Consider the following 17635-nt stretch of genomic DNA (forward strand, 5'->3'; position numbering starts at 1 on the left):
TAGACCTGTGCGGTCCGCCGGTTCACGGTGGTCCCTCCTGTCCGTCCATTCCGTCTGGAGGGGATCCAGCAGTGAGACGCAGGCGATTTGTGGCAGGGGCGATCGGTACGTTCTCGGGGCTCGCGCTCGGACCGGCCTCGGCGCGGGCCGAAGTGCCGACGCCCCGCGCCCAGGGCTGGCAGGCCGTGCCGGCGCCGGGCAGTACACCGGCCGCGCAACTGCGCCGTGTCGCCGCGGCCGGGCCACAGCTGGCCTGGGCGGTCGGTGAGGAGGGCCGGGCCGGGCCGTCGCAGGGGCACGCGCTGGCCATGCTGTGGAACGGCAGCGCCTGGACCAAGACCGACCTGGCGCATCTGGCCCACACGCGGTTGCTCGATGTCGCCGGTACCTGCTCCGCCACCGCGTGGAGTGTGGGCCAGCCCGTCGGGACCGGCAGCGCGCTGCTGCGCTGGGACGGAACCACCTGGCGGGAGGCGGCGTTCCCGGGCGCCGGTGAGACGAACGTGCGGCTGAACGCGGTGGCGGTGGGCTCCGACCGGCAGGTCTGGATCTGTGGGAGCCGTGGCGGTGGCGCCGGGCTGCTGTACGGCGACGGGGGCGGGGAGGTGTGGCGCTGGCTGGAGCCGCTCCCCGTCACGAGCGTGAACCTGTACCGGGTGGTGGTGCGCTCGTCCGGGGAGGTCTGGGTCGGCGGCGACCAGTCGAACGGCGGCGGCTGGTCCGGACTGGTGGCCCGCTGGGACGGTGCCTGGACGGTGCTGCCCCCGGTCGCGGGCCTGCGCCTGAGCATCGCCGACCTCCACGCGGCCGGGCCGGACGACGTCTGGGCGGTGGGCACCGAGGCCGGCATCGGCGGCCCGCCCGGCCGCCCGGGCAACCCCGCCCTGTGCCACTGGGACGGCACGGCCTGGACCCGGGTGGAAGCGGGCTTCACCGTCGGGTCGTTGAGCGGCGTCGCGGGTGACGCGCAGGGCCGTGCCGCGTGGATATCGGGCTGGAACTACCAGGATCAGGGCCGCAGTACGTATCTGCGCCGCGACGGTGACGCCTGGACCGTCGTCCGAGGTCCGGCCGGTGCGGCGCCGGCGCCTTACCTCAACGACGTGACGTCCGTTCCCGGCACCGCAGGGTTCTGTTCGGTGGGCATGACGAGTCCCACTCCGGCGCCGCCGACCGCGGCCTACGCGGAGAGGCTCGAAGGCTGACGCGATCTGCGCGCGCCAGCGAAACTCAGCGCAATCGGCTCGCCGAGGTCAGAGTCCGTGCCGGCCGTGGCCGTGGCCGTGGCCGTGGAGGAATGCGATGAGAACGGCTGTGAGTTCCGCGGCGGCGTCCTCCTGGACGAGGTGGCCCGCGTGGGCGATCGGTTCCCACCGCGCGCCGGGGATCAGGGCGGCGAGTTCCCGTCCCTTCTCCGGGGGGATCCAGGTGTCGTTCTGGCCCCAGCAGATCAGCGTCGGGAGGGTGATCTCGGCGTACCGGTGCTGGACCTCGTCCGTGTAACGCTGGTCGGCCTGGGCGATCTGCCGGTAGAAGGCCGCCTGGCCGGGGTCGCCGAGCCAGGGCCGGACGAGCCGGTCGAGAACCGCGGGGTGCAGGCCCGGACCGCTGGCCGAACCGACGTACTCCCGGACGAGGGCCTGGTGCAATGGGGGTGGCAACTGCTCGAAGACCTCGGCGTGCTCGCGCACGAGCCTGAAGAACGGGGACCCCCACGGCGCCAACGCCACCGGGTCGACCAGGGCGAGGGCTCGGTAGCGGGCACCGTGCAGCAGATGGGCCCGCAGGGCGACGGCGCCGCCGAAGTCGTGGGCCACGACGAGCGGTTCCTCCAGTCCCCAGTGGCTCAGGAGTTCGGTGAAGACGCGGCCCTGGGCGGCCAGGGACACGTCCTGGTCCGCGGACTTCTCCGACTGGCCGTAGCCGGGCATGTCCCAGACGTACACCTGGTGGTCCCGGGCGAGGGAGCGGGCGACGGCGCGCCAGACGTAGGAGGAGAATGGGGTTCCGTGCAGCAGGACGACCGGCGGCCGGTCGGGGTGTCCCAGCCGGTCCCAGTGAACCTCACCGGCGGTGCTGGCGAACGTCCTGGTCAGCTGCCATTCGCTCATGCATATCCCTTCGCTTTCTGTGCCCGCTGTCCGTCGAGTTCCCACCGATCGTCGGTTCCGTGCCGTCCGTCCAGGAACAACGTGGTCACCCGCTCGGCGAGTTCGTCCTCCGTGATGGTGATCTCGACCTGGACGGCGGGCAGTTGGAGACGGCGGGTCTCCGTGCGGAGGCGACTGGTGAACATCTGATCACGTTCGATCAGGTTGCGGGCGGCCTTGGCGGGATCGCTGGTGTTCCGGACGAAGTCCTCGCCCGTCGCGGCCCGGCTCCGGAAGGCGTGCTGGCGGAATTCGGGGGTGGGCAGGAGCCAGACGGCGTGTGTGGGAGCGGCGAGCAGGGGTTTCACGAGGTGCGGCAGCAGCCGGAAGCCCTCGGCGACGATGGGCGTCTCCTGCGGCAGACGGAGGAGGTCCTCGACGATCAGGTAGAAGCCCTCGCCGCGATACCAGTGGAACGTGTCGAGCATGGCCTGCGGGGGCCGGTTCACCCAGCGTTCGTCCATGTCCATGGCCATGAACCGGTGCAGGAAGGGCGCTTCCTGGGGCGTGGTCCGTCGGGCGTGGTCCCCCATCACGTCGTCGGTGGCGTAGAGACGCCAGCCGTTGCGTTCCGCGAGGCGGCGGGCGATCGTCGACTTGCCGGCTCCGCTGCCGCCGCCGATCCAGTGGACGTGCCGCAGCCGTGCGGGCAGCGCTGCCGCGTCACTCACCTCCTCGTCCACCACTTCGCCCACCTCTTCGTCCACCCTTCGCCACCTCTTCGTCCTGTCCGGGCTGCATCCCTCTCCCCCACCGTGGTAGGCCGGTCGATGCGAGAAGGTCAAGTCTGGCGGCTCGTCAGTCGGTGGGGCCCGTCGCCACCTCGGCGCACAGGTACGGGCGGGCGAGCAGGAGGCCGGTGCCGGTGAGGGCGATGCCGAGGTAGACCGGCGCGAGGTGGAGGAAGTCGGTGTAGTGGATCGCACCGTGCACCACGACGGCCGGGAGGAAACCCGCGGTCGCCGCCGCGGCCAGGGTCCAGAAGACCCAGCTCTCACCGCGTCGCCAGCCCCACGCGCTGAGCAGCGTGATCGCGACGGCGGCGGACATCAGCGCGCCGCCGAAGCCCGCCCGGTCGTGGGCGACGAAGGGCACCAGCCGGGGGTTCACGGCTTCCAGCATCGGTGTGCTGGTGCCCAGGAACGTCAGGTCGCTCGGCACGAAGACCCCGGTCAGACCGACCACCGAGATCACCGCTCCGCCGACGAACAGCCCCGCTCCGGTGACGATGAGCAGCAGCTGCCCGACCAGTGCCCGGCGTCGCTCCGGCTCCGGCCCTTCGGACGCGAGGCGCCAGCGCGGCGCGTGCGGGGTGCGGCGTACGGCGGCCAGGTACATCGGGAACAGCACGAGGGCGGTTGCCGTGTGCAGGGGTTCCACGAAGCCGGTGGCCAGGAAGTAGAACAGGGTGGGGAAGCCGATCGCCCCCGAGATGAGGTACACCTCGCGGGCCCAGGGCCAGCCGCGTCTGATCCCGCCCACGGCCAGGCCGGTGTAGAGGGCGCCGATCGCCACCATGGTGCCGGCCATGGTGATCCGGTCGTGCTGGAGGAAGTGCACGAGGTGGTGGTTGGCGGCGTGGAGTTGGTGCAGGGTCATGCCGAGGTAGTCGCGGTCGTACCAGAGCAGTACCGGTCCGAGGGTGATCACCGCGGCGCCGAGCCCGGCGCCCGTCATGCCGAGCCCGACGAGCAGCGCCCACCACCAGGCGGGCCAGCGGCGGGGGGCGCGGCCGAGGTCGCGTAGGCGTGGTGCGGGTGCTGTGGGGGTGGCGGCCTCGGTGACCCTTGCGAACCAGCCGGGTCCGGCCTCGACGAGTACCTCGGGACGGGCGAGTACGACGGTGTCCGGATCGGCGAGCGCGGCTGCCGCGGCGGTGACCGACGGGTCGGACACGCGGACGAGGTGCCGGGCGTCGTCGCCGGTGAACCCGTCGACATGCGGCTCGAGAGCGGCCTCGGTCTCCACGTCGCGGGCACGGACGACCACCGGGATCGAACGCCCCGCGGCGGCCTCCCGTACGGTCTCGACGTCGGCGGCCGACACGGGTGACACCTCGACGACACCGGCCCCGAGCGGGGGCATGGCGCGGATCGTGTCGTGGGCGAGCGAGGGCGGCACGGATATGCCCAGGCGGACGGTCAGGGGCACGCCGGCCGTCTCGCCGGCCAGTCGCTGCGGTGGGTGGCGGTGACCGAAGCCCCGGGCGATCAGTCGTGCGCCGGCGGGGCGGGAGCCGATCGAGGCCAGCAGCCGCAGGGCGGTGCGCTGCGAGCGGCGTTCGCCGAGGACGGCTGCGGCCGCGCCGCGCAGCGGGTGGTACGTCCAGTCCGGCATCAGCGGCCCTCCCTCTGGCTCTCGCTCTGGGTCTCGCTCAGTGCCGTGGTCGCCGGGGCACAGGGCGGGGTCCAGCCGAGGATCGGCGTCATGGATCGCAGCGTGGCCCGCGTCGGTGTCAGCCGGGCGGCCGTGTCGCGCAGCAGTACGGCGGGCGGCCACGACAGCTGGCCGACCGTGCCGAGGCGGGCGGAGCGGCGGGCGACGGCTCGAGTGCGAGGGCGGCGCTGGAGATCGTACGAGGCGAGCGCGGCGGTGATGTCCGGGGTGTCGTCGAAGCAGTGGGCGAGGGTGACCGCGTCCTCCAATGCCTGGCACGCGCCCTGGCCCAGATTGGGGGTCATGGCGTGGGCGGCGTCGCCCAGCAGCGCGACGCGGCCGTGGGCGAAGGAGGGCAGCGGCGGCAGGTCGTACAGGTCGTGCCGGAGCACCCTGTCCGGGCGGACGGCGGCCAGCAGAGCGGGGATGGGATCCGGCCAGGAGCCGAAGCGGCGCAGCAGTTCGGCGTGCTCGGACGGGGCGGAGGCCGCTCCCGGTGGCAGGGACGCGGTGGCGAAGCAGTACATCCGTCCGCCCGGCAGCGCCGTGTAGCCGAACCTCTCGCCGCGGCCCCAGGTCGCGGCGCCTTCGGCGGGCGGGTCGGCGAGGGGATCGGTGACCATGCGCCAGGCGGTGTATCCGGCGTACCGGGGGCCCGCCGCCGTGGGCCACAAGGCGCTACGGACCACGCTGCGCAGGCCGTCGGCGCCGATCACGAGGTCGGCCCGGGACTCGCCCCCGCGGTGTTCGACGATCACGCCGCCGGCCTCGTCGTGGATCGCGGACACCTCGCTGTCCGGCCGCAGGCTGTCGGCGGGCAGCGCGTCGGTGAGCGCCCGGAGCAGGTCGGCGCGGTGCAGGACGACCAGGGGGTGGCCGAAGCGGCGCGTCAGTTCCGCGTTGTCCGTACGGGACAGCCAGCGGCCCTGCCGGTCGCGTACCCCGCCGGTGGCCTCGACGGCGCCGAGGGCCCGGACGGTGCCGGCCAGGCCGAGCGTCTCCAGGGCGCGCAGCGCGTTGGGCCACAGGGAGATGCCGGCGCCGATCTCGGTGAACGCCGGGGCTCGTTCCAGCACCTCGACGCGCCAGCCCCGGCGGTGCAGGGCGATGGCCGCCGCGAGGCCGCTGATCCCGCCGCCGACGATGGTCGCGGCACGCTGCGGCATGGGTCCTCGCTCTGGGCTCTGGGCGCCGCCCTCGGTCGGGCGGCCGTCGGTCCGTTGCCCGAGCGGCGTGCGCTGCGACGCAGGGCTGCTGAGCAGCGCTTATAGCAGCATGTCGGCACTGGCCTGTCAACGTGCGGCAGGGCACGCGACAGCGCGCTGCGGGCGGCGGACAGCCTGGAGCGATCCGAGTTTCCAGGGCGGGCGGGGCGAGTCCACGCGTGGTCCAGGCGGACCGTACCTCTCGGACCCGCCCCCTCTCCCCCGTCAGGCCTCGGCGGTCCGGCGTTCGCGCCGCCTCGCAGCCGCCCAGGCGAGCAGCGCGCTGCCCGCCGCGTAGGCGCCGAGCACCCAGAGCGCCGATGTGGTGGCGTTGCCCGCGAAGTACACGGTGTTGCGGACGAGGGTGGTGCCCGCGCCCGGGGGCAGGGCCTGGCCGATGGCGCTCCAGAAGGAGGTGAGCAGCGGCGCCGGGTGGACGCCGCCGGAACTCGGATTGCCCAGCACCACGAAGAGCAGGACGACGACGCCGGTGCCCAGCAGGCCGAGCAGGGTCTGGAGGGCGCGCGCGGTCCTCGCCGAGGCGAGGACGACGGCCCCGCCGCCGCCTGCCGCCGCCTCAGCCCTAAGGGACTGTTAGGACTTCGTTCGCCCTGTTGAACGGCCGTGTCGTGCCGTCGACTCTGTGTGCTTCCGGGCCGCAGACAAGGGAGTTCTCGATGGCCACACAGACCACGCCGGCGACCGCGCGGGAGTCGCGCCGCGGTGAGCGCCGGGTCGTCAGCAATATCGTGCGCGGATCGATCGGCAACTTGATCGAGTGGTACGACTGGTACGCGTACACCGCGTTCAGCGTGTACTTCGCCGCCGCGTTCTTTCCGTCCGGCGACCAGACGGCGCAGCTGCTGAACACCGCCGCGGTGTTCGCGGTCGGCTTCCTGATGCGGCCGATCGGCGGCTGGGTGCTCGGCCGTTACGCCGACCGCCGGGGGCGGCGCGCGGCGCTGACGCTGTCGGTGACGCTCATGGCGGCGGGTTCGCTGATCGTGGCGCTGACGCCGTCGTACGGGGCGATCGGAGTGGCCGCGCCGGTGCTGCTGGTGACCGCGCGGCTGTTGCAGGGCCTGTCGGTGGGCGGTGAGTACTCGACGTCGGCCACCTACATGTCGGAGGTGGCCTCGCCCGGCCGGCGCGGCTACTACTCCAGTTTCCAGTACGTCACGCTCATCGCCGGCCAGCTGACCGCGCTCGGCCTGCAGATCGTGCTGCAGCAGGTGCTCAGCGCGGCGCAGATGGAGGCGTGGGGCTGGCGGGTCGCGTTCGTGGTCGGTGCGGCGGGAGCGGTCGTCGTGCTGTGGCTGCGGCGCGGCATGGACGAGTCGGAGAGCTTCGAGCGCGCGGTGGCCGAGGGGGACGACGGCAAGGACGGCGGGCCCACGCGGGGCAGCCTGCGGATGCTGCTGTCGTACCCCCGGCAGTGCCTGGTCGTGGTCGGGCTGACCATGGGCGGCACGCTGTTCTTCTACACGTACACCACGTATCTGCAGAAGTTCATGGTCAACACCAGTGGCATCGCCAAACCGACGGCGGCCTGGATCAACTTCTTCGCGCTGCTGGTGTTCGTGCTGCTCCAGCCGGTCATGGGGCTGCTGTCCGACCGGGTCGGTCGGCGCCCGATGCTGATCGCGTTCGGGGTGCTCGGCGCGGTGGTCGTGGTGCCCTCGCTGACGCTGCTGTCGCACACCAGCGATCCCGTGTACGCGTTCCTGCTGATGGTCGGGCCGCTGGCGGTCAGCTCCCTGTACACCTCGATCAGCGCGGTGGTGAAGGCGGAGCTGTTCCCGACGTCGATCCGGGCGCTGGGCGTCGGTCTGCCCTACGCGCTGACGGTGGCCGTGTTCGGTGGGACGGCCGAGTACGTGGCCCTGTGGTTCAAGAACGCCGGGCACGAGAGCTGGTACTTCTACTACGTCACCGCCTGTGTCCTGATTTCGCTGCTCGTCTACATTCGGATGCGCGAGACGTCCGACGGATCGCCGCTGGAGAGCGAGACCCGCGACCACTGACGGAAGGGAGGCGACCGTGCGCGTGCTGCTGGCCGAGGACGACGACGGGGTGGCCGACGCCCTCACCGAGGCCCTGTACGAGCACGGTCATCTGCCCAGTCGGGTGCGGCGTGGCGAGGAGGTCCTCGTCCGGCACCGGCAGGCCGACCTGCTGCTGCTCGACCTCGGCCTGCCCGATCTGGACGGACTGGAGGTGCTGCGCAAGCTGCGTGCGGTGAGTGGCCTTCCGGTGGTGGTGCTGACCGCGCGGGGCGACGAGCGGTCGGTGGTGCGGGGGCTGCGGCTGGGCGCCGACGACTACCTGGTCAAGCCGGTGCGGCTGGCGGAGCTGCTGGCCCGAATCGAGGCCGTCACGCGCCGGGCAGCGACGGCTGCCGCGACTGCCGTCGCTCCGGCGCCGCGCACGGTACGCGCCGACGATGTCGAGGTCGACCTCGACGCGCGCCGGGTGACGGTCGGCGGGACCGAGGTGCGGCTGACCACCAAGGAGTTCGCGGTGCTCGCCGCGCTGGCGGCCAGGGCCGGTACGGCGGTCAGCCGCCAGCAGCTGATGGACGAGGTGTGGGGCGACGCCTATCTGGCGGTGTCCCGCTCGCTCGATGTCCATCTCACCCAGCTGCGGGCCAAGATCGGCCGCCCTGAGGTGCTGACCACGATCCGCGGCTTCGGCTACCGGTTCGGCGGCTGAGCGGGCCGGGGATCTCGCATGCGTACCCGGGTCCTCACGGTCGTCCTGGCCTTCGCCGTGCTCGCGGTGGCCGGTTTCGCCGTGCCGCTGCTCGGCGTCACCGCCACCCAGCGCACCGAGCAGCTCGTCGCGGCCCGCACCGCCGACCTGGACCGCTTCGCGGGGCTGGCCGAGCAGGCCGCCGTCAGCGGCGACACCGGCGCGCTGGGCGCCGAGGTCACCCGGTACACCGAGCTGTACGGCGAGGCCGTCGTGGTCGTCGACGCCCGCCGTGCCCCGGTGGCGCAGACCGGCGGCCTGCGCGCGGCCGACCCGGCCGTCGCCCGCCTGGTCGACGCGGCGCTGCGCAACCAGCCGGTCTCGCCCGGGGGCACGCTGCGCCCCTGGTCACGCGGCGACAAGCTGCTCGCCCGGCCGGTGGGGACCGGCACGCGGGTGTCCGGTGCCGTGGTGCTGCGGGCCTCGGTGCGGGCCGCGGCGGACGACATCGCGCTGCGCTGGGCGCTGGTCCTGGCCGGTGCGGGCCTGTTCGCCGTGGCCTGTCTGCTGCTCGCCCGCGCCGCCACCCGGTGGGTCGTACGGCCCCTGCACCGCCTGGACCGCGCGGTGGGGGCGCTCGCGGCCGGGCTGCCCGCCGAGCACGCCCGGGAGGGCGGCCCGCCCGAACTGCGTCAGCTGGCCACCGGCTTCAACCGCATGGCCGACGCCGTGTCCACCGCACTGGAGCAGCAGCGCCGGCTCGTGGCGGACACCTCGCACCAGTTGCGCAACCCGCTCGCCGCCCTGCGTCTGCGCATCGACTCGCTCCAGCTCCGCCTGCCCGACTCCGCCACCCGCACCTACACCGGAGTGACCGCCGAACTCGAACGCATGGAGCGCCTCCTGGACGACCTGCTCGCCCTCGCCCACGCCGAGCACCGCGCCGGCGAACTGGCCGTGACGGAGGAGCGGGCGGCGTCCTGCGACGCGACGGCGGTCGCCGCGGCCCAGACCCGGCTGTGGCACCCGGTGGCCGAACAGGCAGGCGTCCACCTGGAGTTCTCCCCCGGCCCCACCGTCCTGACGACCTGCACGGACGGCGAACTGGCACAGTTGGCCGACATCCTGCTCGACAACGCGATCAAGTACGCCGGGAACGGCGCCCGCGTCACTACGCGCTGTTTCGCCGAGGGCCCGCAGGCGGTGTTCGAGGTACGGGACGACGGGCCGGGGCTCGCCGAGGGGGAACTCCCGCAGGCGGGTGTCCGTTTCTGGCGTTCGCAGAGCAACCGCGAGGTGCGCGGCAGCGGCCTCGGCCTGGCGATCGCCGAGCGACTCGTGGCCGGCCGGGGCGGCCACCTCGACCTCTCGTCTGCCGAGCCGCACGGCCTTGTCGTCAGGGTCGTGCTCCCGCGCGGCGAGCACGGGACGCAGGCTCCGAAGGGGCGTACGCCATGACCGGCCCGGCCCGCCGCACCGCCCTGCGCGCGGCCCTCGGAGTGACGTGCACGGGGCTGCTCGCGGCCGTCGGGGCGGCCGACGCCCGGCGCACGGACCACGGCCCGAAGGGCAGGCTGCGCATCGCGACCGGCGAGTCCGGCAACTTCTACGCGGCCTTCGGCAGGCTGCTCGCCGACCAGGTGCGGGAGGCCTACCCCCAGTTGTCCTGCGAGGTGATCAACAGCGAGGCCAGTGTGGCCAACATACGGCTCCTTCGGGCGCGCGGAGCCGACGTGGCGCTGGCACTGGCCGACATCGCGGGGGCCGCGTACGGCGGTTCGGCGCCGTTCGGCAGCCGGGTTCCGCTGCGTGCCATCGGCCGGGTCTACGAGAACTACCTTCAGCTGGCCGTGCGCGCCGACGCGCCGATCCGTACCGTCGCCGACCTGACGGGGCGCACCGTCTCACTGGGCGCGCCCGCGTCCGGCGGTGCCGTCCTCGGCGACCGCCTGCTGCGGGCCGCGGGCCTGACCCCGGGCACCGACGTCCGCGTCCGCCATCTGCTGCTGCCCCAGGCGGTGAGCGCCATGCGGGACGGCGCCATCGACGCCCTCCTGTTGTCGGGCGGGCTCCCACTGCCGGCTCTCTCCGGCCTCGACACCCGCCCGGGCATCCGGCTCCTGCCGCTGGTCGACCTCCTGGCCCACCTGCGCGCCGACGCGGGACTCTTCGCCTCGGGTGTGGAGCCGGTGACCGTGCCGGCCGGGGCCTACCGCGGCACGCCCGAGGTCACCACCATCGGCGTCGCCAATCTGCTCCTGTGCCGCCCCGACCTGCCCGCACCCGTAGCCGCCGCCCTCACGCACGTCCTGGTACGCCGGGCCGCCCGCCTCGTCCCCACCACGGCCCTGGGCACGCAGTTCCTCGACGCCCGCAGCCTGATCTCCACGGGGGTGGTGCCTCTGCACCCGGGGGCGGTGGCGGCCTACCGCGAGCTGCACGGGTAGCGTCGGCGCCGCCCCGCACCGGGCTCAGGATCGCTGCGGCGCCCTCCTCGGCCGGCCCGGATCAGCCGCCGCCCGCTCGGGTCGAAGGCCGTCATGGTCAGCGGGGTTTGTGGGCCGTGGCGAAGGCGTCGGCGGCGGCGAGGTCGAAGTCGCCGTGATCGCTGCCCAGGCCCTGGGCCACCAGGGCCGCCGCGGCGGAGCCGAGGACCGCCGAGTCGTACGGGGTGCGGCCCAGGCCCGTGCCGCGGACGAAGCCGGCCGAGAACGCGTCGCCGCAGCCGGTGGTGTCCACGACGTCGATCGCGAAGGCGGGGACCTTCTGGGTGCCGTCCGGGGTGACCAGCAGGGCGCCGTCGGCGCCGCGGGTGACCGCGACGAGGCCGGCTCCGGCGGCGAGGAGCCTGTTCGCGCCTTTGACGAGGTCGTCCTCGCCGGTGAAGCCGAGGACCTGGTCCTCGTTGGGCAGCATGTGGTCGACGAAGGGCAGCAGGGACTCGATCTGCTCGAAGCTGCCGAGCGCGCCGGGCGCGAGAAGGTCCACCGAGGTGCTCACGCCGTGTTCCTTGGCGTACGACAGGATGCGTGTGGCGGTGTCGACGCCGATCAGTTCGGGGCCGCCGAGGTGGAGGTGGTCCGCTTCGGCGAGCGCGTCCCAGGGCACGTCGTCGGGGCCGTAGGTGATGTTGGCGCCGAGCAGGTGGAGTGAGGGCCGGTCGCCGCCTGGACGGATGGGGAGCACGCTCGCGGAGGTGGGGGTGTCCGTGCGGCGGACGAGGAAGCGGGTGTCGATGCCGGCCGCGCCCAGGAGTTGGACCAGCATGTCGCCGGTGGGGTCGGATCCGATGGCGCCGGCGCTGGTCACGGAGGCGCCGAGTTTGGCGAGGGTGAGAGCGGTGCCCCCGGCCGTCCCGGCGGCGGTCATCCTGATGTCCTCGACCAGGGTGGCGCCCTGCCCCTCGGGTATGGCCTCGACCGGCCGCACCAGCACGTCCAGCACATGCACGCCCAGCGTGACGACGTTCATCGATTTCCCTCCTGCGCGGGTGGTACGGGGTGGGTGGTGCCGTAGTTCCGGGCGAGCGCGGCCTCGATCACCGCGAGTTGCTGCCGCTCGTCGAGGACGCGGGGCTTTCCGAGGGCGGCCGCGTGCTGGTAGACCCCGCAGGCCCACTCCAGGAGCAGCGCGTGCTCGACCGCCTTGTCCAGCGTCGTGGCATGGGTGAGGGCGCCGTGGCTGGCCATCAGTGCGGCGCTGCGGCCCTCCAGCGCGTCCAGGACGGACTCGGCGAGTTCCGGGGTGCCGAACGTGGCGTACGGCGCCACGCGCACCGAGCCGCCCAGGGTCAGCAGCTGGTAGTGGATGCAGGGCAGTTCGTCGAGGACGCAGGACAGCGCGGTCGCCATCGGCGCGTGGGTGTGGACCACCGCGCCCGTGCCGTAGCGGCGGTAGACGCCGAGGTGCAGGTCGAGTTCCGAGGTGGGTGCGAGCGTCCCGGCCACGACCTTTCCGTCGAGGTCCACGACGGTCACCTGGTCGGCCGTCAGTTCGGCGAGCACCGCGCCGGTCGCCGTGATGGCGACCCGGTCGTCGAACCGCACGCTGACATTGCCGGCCGTACCGATGAGCAGCCCCTCGGCCCCCAGCCGACGGCTCGCTTCGGCCACCGCGGCGCGCTCCTGACCCAGCGCCGAGCTTGAGTCGGTCATGTACGCGACGGTAACGTAAACCTGAAACAAAGTCACGTTCAGGTTCGGAGGCCGTACATGGACGATCCCGTGGCGCAGCCCGGCGACGGCGGTCGGCACGTCACCCTGCGGCGCACTCCCCAGCAGGCACGCAGCAAGGCACGGCTGGCCCGCGTCCTGGAGGCCGCGGAACGCGTCCTGGTCGGCGAGGGGGTCCAGGCTCTGACGACGACGCGTGTCGCGGCGGAGGCCCGGGTCTCGGTCGGCTCGCTGTACCAGTACCTGCCCGACCGGGACGCGATCGTGGACGCGCTGGCGGCCGGCTACTTCGCCCGACTGGAGTCCGCGATGGACGACCTGGTCCGGGCGGCGGAGGCCGAGCGGTGGGACGACCCGGTCGGTGTCCTCGTCGACGCGTACGCCGCGATCTACCGCACCGAGCACGGCTTCAGGGCCCTGTGGTTCGGCAGCGGTCTGACCGAGCGGACCCGCGCCGCGGACCGTGCGCACAAGCGCCGTATGGCGGACGGCGTCCGGCGCGTCCTGCTCGCCCTCGGCCTCGCTCGGGACGACGAGGCCCTCGCCCGTGCCTGCCATGCCGCGGTGCTCGCCGCCGACGCGCTCTCGCAGGAGGCGTTCCGCCGTGACCCCGAGGGCGATCCGGGCCTCCTCGACGAGGCCAAGCTCATGCTGCGCGGGTATCTCACCGGGGTCGCCGCACGCTATCCGGGGCTGCCATCCTGACCCGATGCCGAATCCCGCTCCCGTCACTCCGGACGCCCCCGCCGCCATAGGCGTGCCCCTGCTCACCCAGCGGTGGCTCGACCTCGCCTTCATCCACTGGGCGGTCGCACCGGAGGTCGTGGCGGGGCTGTTGCCGAGGGGGACCGTTCCGGACACTCATGACGGGGTCACGTACGTCGGGCTCGTCGCGTTCCGGATGCATCGGGTCGGCTGGCTGCGGCTGCCGGGGGTGCCGTATCTCGGGACGTTTCCCGAGACCAACGTGCGCCTGTACTCCGTGGACGCGCACGGGCGGCGGGGCGTGGTGTTCCGTTCGATGGACGCCTCGCGGCTGATCCCGGTCGTGATGGGGCGGGTGGGCTTCCGACTGCCGTACCTGTGGTCGCGGATGGCCGTCCGCACGGCCGGCGACACCGTCACGTACACCAGCTCGCGCCGCTGGCCAGGTCCGCGCGGCGCCGCCAGCCGCATCACCGTACGGACGGGTGAACGCATCGAGGAACCCACCGAGTTGGAGCACTTCCTCACCGCCCGCTGGGGCATGCACAACGCCTTCTTCGGCGGACCCGAGCCGCTGGCGTACCTGCCCAACCACCATCCTCGCTGGTCGCTGTACCGTGCCGAGCTGATCGGCTGCGAGGAGAACCTCGTGGCGGCGGCCGGCCTGCCCGCCCCGAGCGAGGCCCCGGTCAGCGTCCTGTACTCCCCCGGCGTCCCGGTCCGCCTCGGCCGCCCGGCCCGTCCGGCGGGCATCCCGACGCCTTGATCCACCGACCTATCTCCTGCGGCGCCATCGTGGACCAGGGGGTCACGCCGTAGCGGCGCGGTCGAGTGCAGCGAGCAGGGCCCGGACGGGAAGGACCAGTCCGGGCCCCGAGGGCGCGTACGGAGATCAGGCGCCGTTACGGCGGCCGCTCACCGTCAGCCGGCGCGGCGCCTCGTGCGCATCAGCAGCAGGAAGCCGGCCATGAGGAGGACGGCTCCGGCCGCGGCCGGCCACAGCGTGGTGCCGGTCTCGGCGAGGTCTCCGACCGCCTGCGGTTCCGTACCCGAACCGCCGCCGGACTGCTCGCCGCCCGCGGCGGGCTGCGTCTGCGCGGGAGTGCTGCCCGCGTCGGCGCCGGCGCCGTCGTCCTTCGAGCCGTCCTGTGCCCGCGCGGTGGCCGACGGGGTGCCGTAGGCCTTGGGGGCCACGGTGCTCGACACGGTGGGCTTGTCGTCCTTCGCCGGGTCGGTCGCGGGCGTCTCGGCCCCGGGCTCGTCGGTCCCGGGCTCGTCGGTCCTGGGCGCCTCGGTCGCGGGGGCCTGCGTGGCAGGCTCCTCGGTCGCGGGCTGCTCGGTCGCCGGGGCCTCGGTCGGCTTGTCGCCGCCGTCGCCGGGCTTCGGGTCGTCGTTGTCGGCCGGCGGGGTGGTGGGCGCCTCGGTCGGCGGCTGGGTCGGCTCCTCCTGGCCCGGGTCATCGCCGTCGTCGGCACCGACACCGCACTCGCGGCCCTCGTTGATGCAGTCGACCATCTCCCGCATCAGGTCCTCGTCGAAGACGTTGATGAAGTCGCCGTGGTCGGTGACCGGCTTGTGCAGCTGCTCGGGGAAGGAGTCCACCGCGAACAGCGGGCTGGTCCGGCCGCCGTCCTCGAGGCTAGGCGCGTCGACGTCGTACACGATCCGCTGCACCAGCTGCGGGATGGGCTCGAAGCCGCTCGGGCAGCTGCCGTCGGCCGCCGCGAACGCCACGTGGGTGCGGTGGTTGGCGCTGTCGATGTTCTGACCGTCCCAGCAGCTCTGGAACTTGAAGGTGCGCACCACGTCGCTGCCCTGCGGGCACAGCGGGTACTTGTCCTTCAGCTGCCGGTCCTCGAAGCCGGTGCAGCTCCAGGACGCGTTGGCGTTGGCGGTGCCGTTGACGAACGCCTTGGCGTCGCCGGTGATGATGCGCAGCAGCCGCGGCATCTCGGTGACCTTGCCACGCGGGTTGCCGACGAACGTCAGCGTCACGTCCTTGGGGGTGACGATCTCGCCGGCGTTGCCCTCGATGCCGCCGCCGGGCGAGTTGGCGTCCTGCTCCTGGGCGCCGTTCTGCAGGCGGATCACCGGCCAGTAGTACGTGGACTTGTCGCCCTGGTCGACACAGCTCGTCTCGGCGTTCGCCAGGTCCTCGTCGCTCGCGAAGGCGTCGTTGGACTGGTTGCCGATGTAGTCGTGGAAGTGGTGGGCGCCGTTGGAGACACCGGGAGCCACGATGACGTTGTCGGAGTTGAACAGGCCGTTCTCGTTCACGCCGCAGCTGGTCGCGAAGGTGCCTCGGGACGCGCCCTTCTGAGGGGCCGGGCTGGAGACGTTCGGCTGTACGGCGGTGATGTCCACGTAGTCCGCGGCGATCGGGCCGTTGCCCGCCTGTCCGCCGTTGCCGGGCTGTCCGCCGTCACCGGGCTGCTGTCCGCCCTGGTCGGCGCCCTCCTGGTTGTCGCCGCCCTCTTCCTGGGCGTCGCCGGTCCCGTCGTCACCGGTGCCGTTGTCGGCGGCGCGCAGGGTGCACGGGGCGAGGGCCTCCAGACCCTGCGGCCGGTCCGAGGTGCGGTCGACGGCGATGGCGATCCGCTCGATCGTCGCGGCGCGCTTCTCTTTCAGCGGGTTCATGATCGCGTTGTCGGCGAAGCCGGCGTCCTGCTGGATGGCCTGGGCCGACTCCTGCAACCGCTGGTAGGCGTCGGCGATCTGCTGGTCCAGGAGGGCGAGTTCCTTGGCGACGTCCTCCTTCGCCGCGTCCGGCACGGCCGTCAGTTCGCCGCCCACGTCCGGGCAGTCGATCGTGCCGGCCGGTGAGGACAACGTCTTGACGGGGTCCGTGCCACCGTCCTCGGTCGCCGAGGCATAGACGTTGGCCGCGACCAGGCCGCCGCCGCCCAACATCAGCGCGACCGCTGCAAAGGTCGCGCGCCGTGCGCCTGTGGGGCGTCTTCGCGTGCTGCGTCCCAAGGAAGTACTCCTACGCCTCGTGGTCGGTCAGGGCATGAAAATCCCCCGGTCCTATACGGAGACGGGCCGCGTGGTGTTCAAACGCCTCACGGATTCACAGAAATTTCTCACAGGGAGGTCAAACACGCTGATGGGGACGGGGTGTTGGGTCCCAGGTCAGTCCATCAGGCCGGCGGCGAGCGTCGCTCCCAGCTCCCAGCACGCCTCGGTGTCGGTCTTGGCGGGTTCGCCGGTGACGCTGACGGGTTGCGCCGTGCGGCGCCAGCCGAGGCCCGTGGTGATCGACTCGATCGCGCGTACCGCGCCGGTGACGTCGCTGCCGCCGTGCACGTAGTAGCCGAAGGGTCGGCCCTGTGTGGCGTCCAGGCAGGGGTAGTAGACCTGGTCGAAGAAGTGCTTGAGGGCGCCTGAGATGTAGCCGAGGTTCGCCGGGGTGCCGAGGAGGTAGCCGTCGGCGGCGAGCACGTCGGAGGCCGTGGCCGACAGCGCCGGTCGGCGCACGACCTCGACGTCCTCGATCTCCGGTGCGGTCGCACCGGAGACGACGGCTTCGAGCAGGGCCTGGCAGTTGGGCGACGGTGTGTGATGCACGATCAGCAAGGTGGGCACATCCGAACCCTGCCGGTGCGCCGCCGCGCGACGCAACCCTGTCGTCCGGGGTGTCGCCCTCACTGCTCGGGAGCGACGGAACTGACCCTGGCGACCGCGGCCGACAGATGTTCCTGAAGCTCGTCGGGCAGGGCGTCGCCCTTGACCGCGGTGACGAGTTCGCCGGCGAGGGAGTGCAGTTTGGTGTTGGTGTTCTGGGAGGCCGAGACCAGGACCGTCCAGGCCTCCTCGGAGCTGAGGCTGAAGGACGCCATGAGGATGCCGCGGGCCAGGTCGATGGTCGGCCGGGTCTGCATGGCCCGTCGCAGTTGGGCCACTTCGATGCGCAGGTCGTGATGGGTGTCCTCGAAGGCTTCCACGTCAGGCCCCGCGTCCTGGGCCGTGTCCCGGGCCTGCGCAGCCGTGCCTGCTTCCCCGTCCGGGTCCGCGCAGCCGAACAGCGGGCGCGTGCCGGTCAGGGCGAGCAGCCGGTCGACCGCCGCACTGGTGGAGTGGATGACGACCGTCTTGGACTGCTCCAGGGCGCGGTGACGCACGTGGAGCAGGACATTGAGGGCGGAGCAGTCGCAGAAGGACACACCCTCCAGATCGAGGTCGATGCCACGGATCGAGCGGCTCAGGGCTTCGCGCAGAACGCCTCGGAAGCGCTCGCTGGCGTCGAGGTCGAGTTCCCCCGAGACCTTCACCAGCAGTCGGTCACCCTCCGGGCGGACGGTGGTGACCAGTGCGTACACCGGACTCACCGCCGGCG

Annotated in this window: 16 protein-coding genes and 1 pseudogene; 7 read left to right on the top strand and 10 right to left on the bottom strand. The window is 72.8% G+C overall.

Translation table 11 applies throughout. The features are described from left to right. Nucleotides 1-71 precede the first annotated feature (71 nt). Complete coding sequence (locus tag ACFZBP_RS39505; protein ID WP_391420798.1) at nt 72-1205, top strand: hypothetical protein; 1134 nt, start codon at nt 72-74, stop codon at nt 1203-1205. A 48-nt stretch (nt 1206-1253) separates the two neighbouring features. Here ACFZBP_RS39505 and ACFZBP_RS39510 read toward each other — a convergent pair whose 3' ends face one another. The 5 genes and pseudogenes from ACFZBP_RS39510 to ACFZBP_RS39530 all read right to left on the bottom strand — a co-directional run. After that, nucleotides 1254-2111 carry an alpha/beta fold hydrolase gene (locus tag ACFZBP_RS39510; RefSeq protein ID WP_391420799.1) on the bottom strand — a complete coding sequence of 286 codons (858 nt, stop codon included), beginning with the start codon at nt 2109-2111 and terminating at the stop codon, nt 1254-1256. Next, nucleotides 2108-2857: a hypothetical protein gene (locus tag ACFZBP_RS39515; RefSeq protein WP_391420800.1), complete on the bottom strand. Its 750-nt coding sequence runs from the start codon at nt 2855-2857 to the stop codon at nt 2108-2110. The genes ACFZBP_RS39510 and ACFZBP_RS39515 overlap by 4 nt, the downstream gene beginning before the upstream one ends. A gap of 91 nt (nt 2858-2948) precedes the next feature. Continuing rightward, nucleotides 2949-4487 (bottom strand): hypothetical protein, encoded by a 1539-nt coding sequence (locus ACFZBP_RS39520; RefSeq protein WP_391420801.1) that lies wholly within the window; start codon nt 4485-4487, stop codon nt 2949-2951. After that, nucleotides 4487-5692 (bottom strand): FAD-dependent monooxygenase, encoded by a 1206-nt coding sequence (locus ACFZBP_RS39525; protein WP_391420802.1) that lies wholly within the window; start codon nt 5690-5692, stop codon nt 4487-4489. Before ACFZBP_RS39525 ends, ACFZBP_RS39520 begins: the two co-directional genes overlap by 1 nt. Nucleotides 5693-5956: 264 nt before the next feature. Continuing rightward, nucleotides 5957-6298 (bottom strand): annotated as a pseudogene (locus ACFZBP_RS39530) (DUF3533 domain-containing protein); the annotation flags it as partial. A 110-nt stretch (nt 6299-6408) separates the two neighbouring features. Here ACFZBP_RS39530 and ACFZBP_RS39535 point away from each other — a divergent pair. From ACFZBP_RS39535 to ACFZBP_RS39550, 4 genes are read left to right on the top strand one after another with little or no spacing between them, the layout of a single operon-like run. Then, nucleotides 6409-7755 carry an MFS transporter gene (locus ACFZBP_RS39535; RefSeq protein WP_391420803.1) on the top strand — a complete coding sequence of 449 codons (1347 nt, stop codon included), beginning with the start codon at nt 6409-6411 and terminating at the stop codon, nt 7753-7755. Between the two features lie 16 nt (nt 7756-7771). Beyond that, nucleotides 7772-8443: a response regulator transcription factor gene (locus ACFZBP_RS39540; protein WP_383452935.1), complete on the top strand. Its 672-nt coding sequence runs from the start codon at nt 7772-7774 to the stop codon at nt 8441-8443. An 18-nt stretch (nt 8444-8461) separates the two neighbouring features. Further along, nucleotides 8462-9880 carry an ATP-binding protein gene (locus tag ACFZBP_RS39545; protein WP_391420804.1) on the top strand — a complete coding sequence of 473 codons (1419 nt, stop codon included), beginning with the start codon at nt 8462-8464 and terminating at the stop codon, nt 9878-9880. After that, nucleotides 9877-10869 carry a TAXI family TRAP transporter solute-binding subunit gene (locus ACFZBP_RS39550; protein WP_391420805.1) on the top strand — a complete coding sequence of 331 codons (993 nt, stop codon included), beginning with the start codon at nt 9877-9879 and terminating at the stop codon, nt 10867-10869. The genes ACFZBP_RS39545 and ACFZBP_RS39550 overlap by 4 nt, the downstream gene beginning before the upstream one ends. A 97-nt stretch (nt 10870-10966) precedes the next feature. On the opposite strand, the gene ACFZBP_RS39555 is transcribed toward ACFZBP_RS39550, so the two are convergent. Both ACFZBP_RS39555 and ACFZBP_RS39560 read right to left on the bottom strand, forming a co-directional pair. Then, nucleotides 10967-11893: a PfkB family carbohydrate kinase gene (locus tag ACFZBP_RS39555; RefSeq protein ID WP_391420806.1), complete on the bottom strand. Its 927-nt coding sequence runs from the start codon at nt 11891-11893 to the stop codon at nt 10967-10969. Next, nucleotides 11890-12576, bottom strand: coding sequence for a class II aldolase/adducin family protein (locus ACFZBP_RS39560; protein ID WP_391420807.1), 687 nt, complete (start codon nt 12574-12576; stop codon nt 11890-11892). Before ACFZBP_RS39560 ends, ACFZBP_RS39555 begins: the two co-directional genes overlap by 4 nt. A 57-nt stretch (nt 12577-12633) precedes the next feature. On the opposite strand from ACFZBP_RS39560, the gene ACFZBP_RS39565 reads away from it, so the two are divergent. Both ACFZBP_RS39565 and ACFZBP_RS39570 read left to right on the top strand, forming a co-directional pair. Beyond that, a complete protein-coding gene (locus ACFZBP_RS39565; RefSeq protein ID WP_391420808.1) occupies nt 12634-13299 on the top strand; it encodes a TetR family transcriptional regulator in 666 nt (221 codons plus the stop codon). Nucleotides 13300-13303: 4 nt separating this feature from the next. Then, entirely contained in the window at nt 13304-14065 is a 762-nt protein-coding gene (locus ACFZBP_RS39570) for a DUF2071 domain-containing protein (protein ID WP_391420809.1), read from the top strand. A 155-nt stretch (nt 14066-14220) separates the two neighbouring features. On the opposite strand, the gene ACFZBP_RS39575 is transcribed toward ACFZBP_RS39570, so the two are convergent. The 3 genes from ACFZBP_RS39575 to ACFZBP_RS39585 form a co-directional block, all read right to left on the bottom strand. Continuing rightward, complete coding sequence (locus ACFZBP_RS39575; RefSeq protein WP_391420810.1) at nt 14221-16275, bottom strand: DUF1996 domain-containing protein; 2055 nt, start codon at nt 16273-16275, stop codon at nt 14221-14223. Nucleotides 16276-16431: 156 nt separating this feature from the next. Further along, nucleotides 16432-16884 carry an NAD(P)H-dependent oxidoreductase gene (locus ACFZBP_RS39580; protein ID WP_391420811.1) on the bottom strand — a complete coding sequence of 151 codons (453 nt, stop codon included), beginning with the start codon at nt 16882-16884 and terminating at the stop codon, nt 16432-16434. Nucleotides 16885-16943: 59 nt separating this feature from the next. Continuing rightward, nucleotides 16944-17618 carry an anti-sigma factor antagonist gene (locus ACFZBP_RS39585; RefSeq protein WP_383452917.1) on the bottom strand — a complete coding sequence of 225 codons (675 nt, stop codon included), beginning with the start codon at nt 17616-17618 and terminating at the stop codon, nt 16944-16946. Nucleotides 17619-17635: the final 17 nt, after the last annotated feature.

The sequence above is a fragment of the Streptomyces sp. NPDC008086 genome, from assembly GCF_042957325.1.
Lineage (GTDB): Bacteria > Actinomycetota > Actinomycetes > Streptomycetales > Streptomycetaceae > Streptomyces.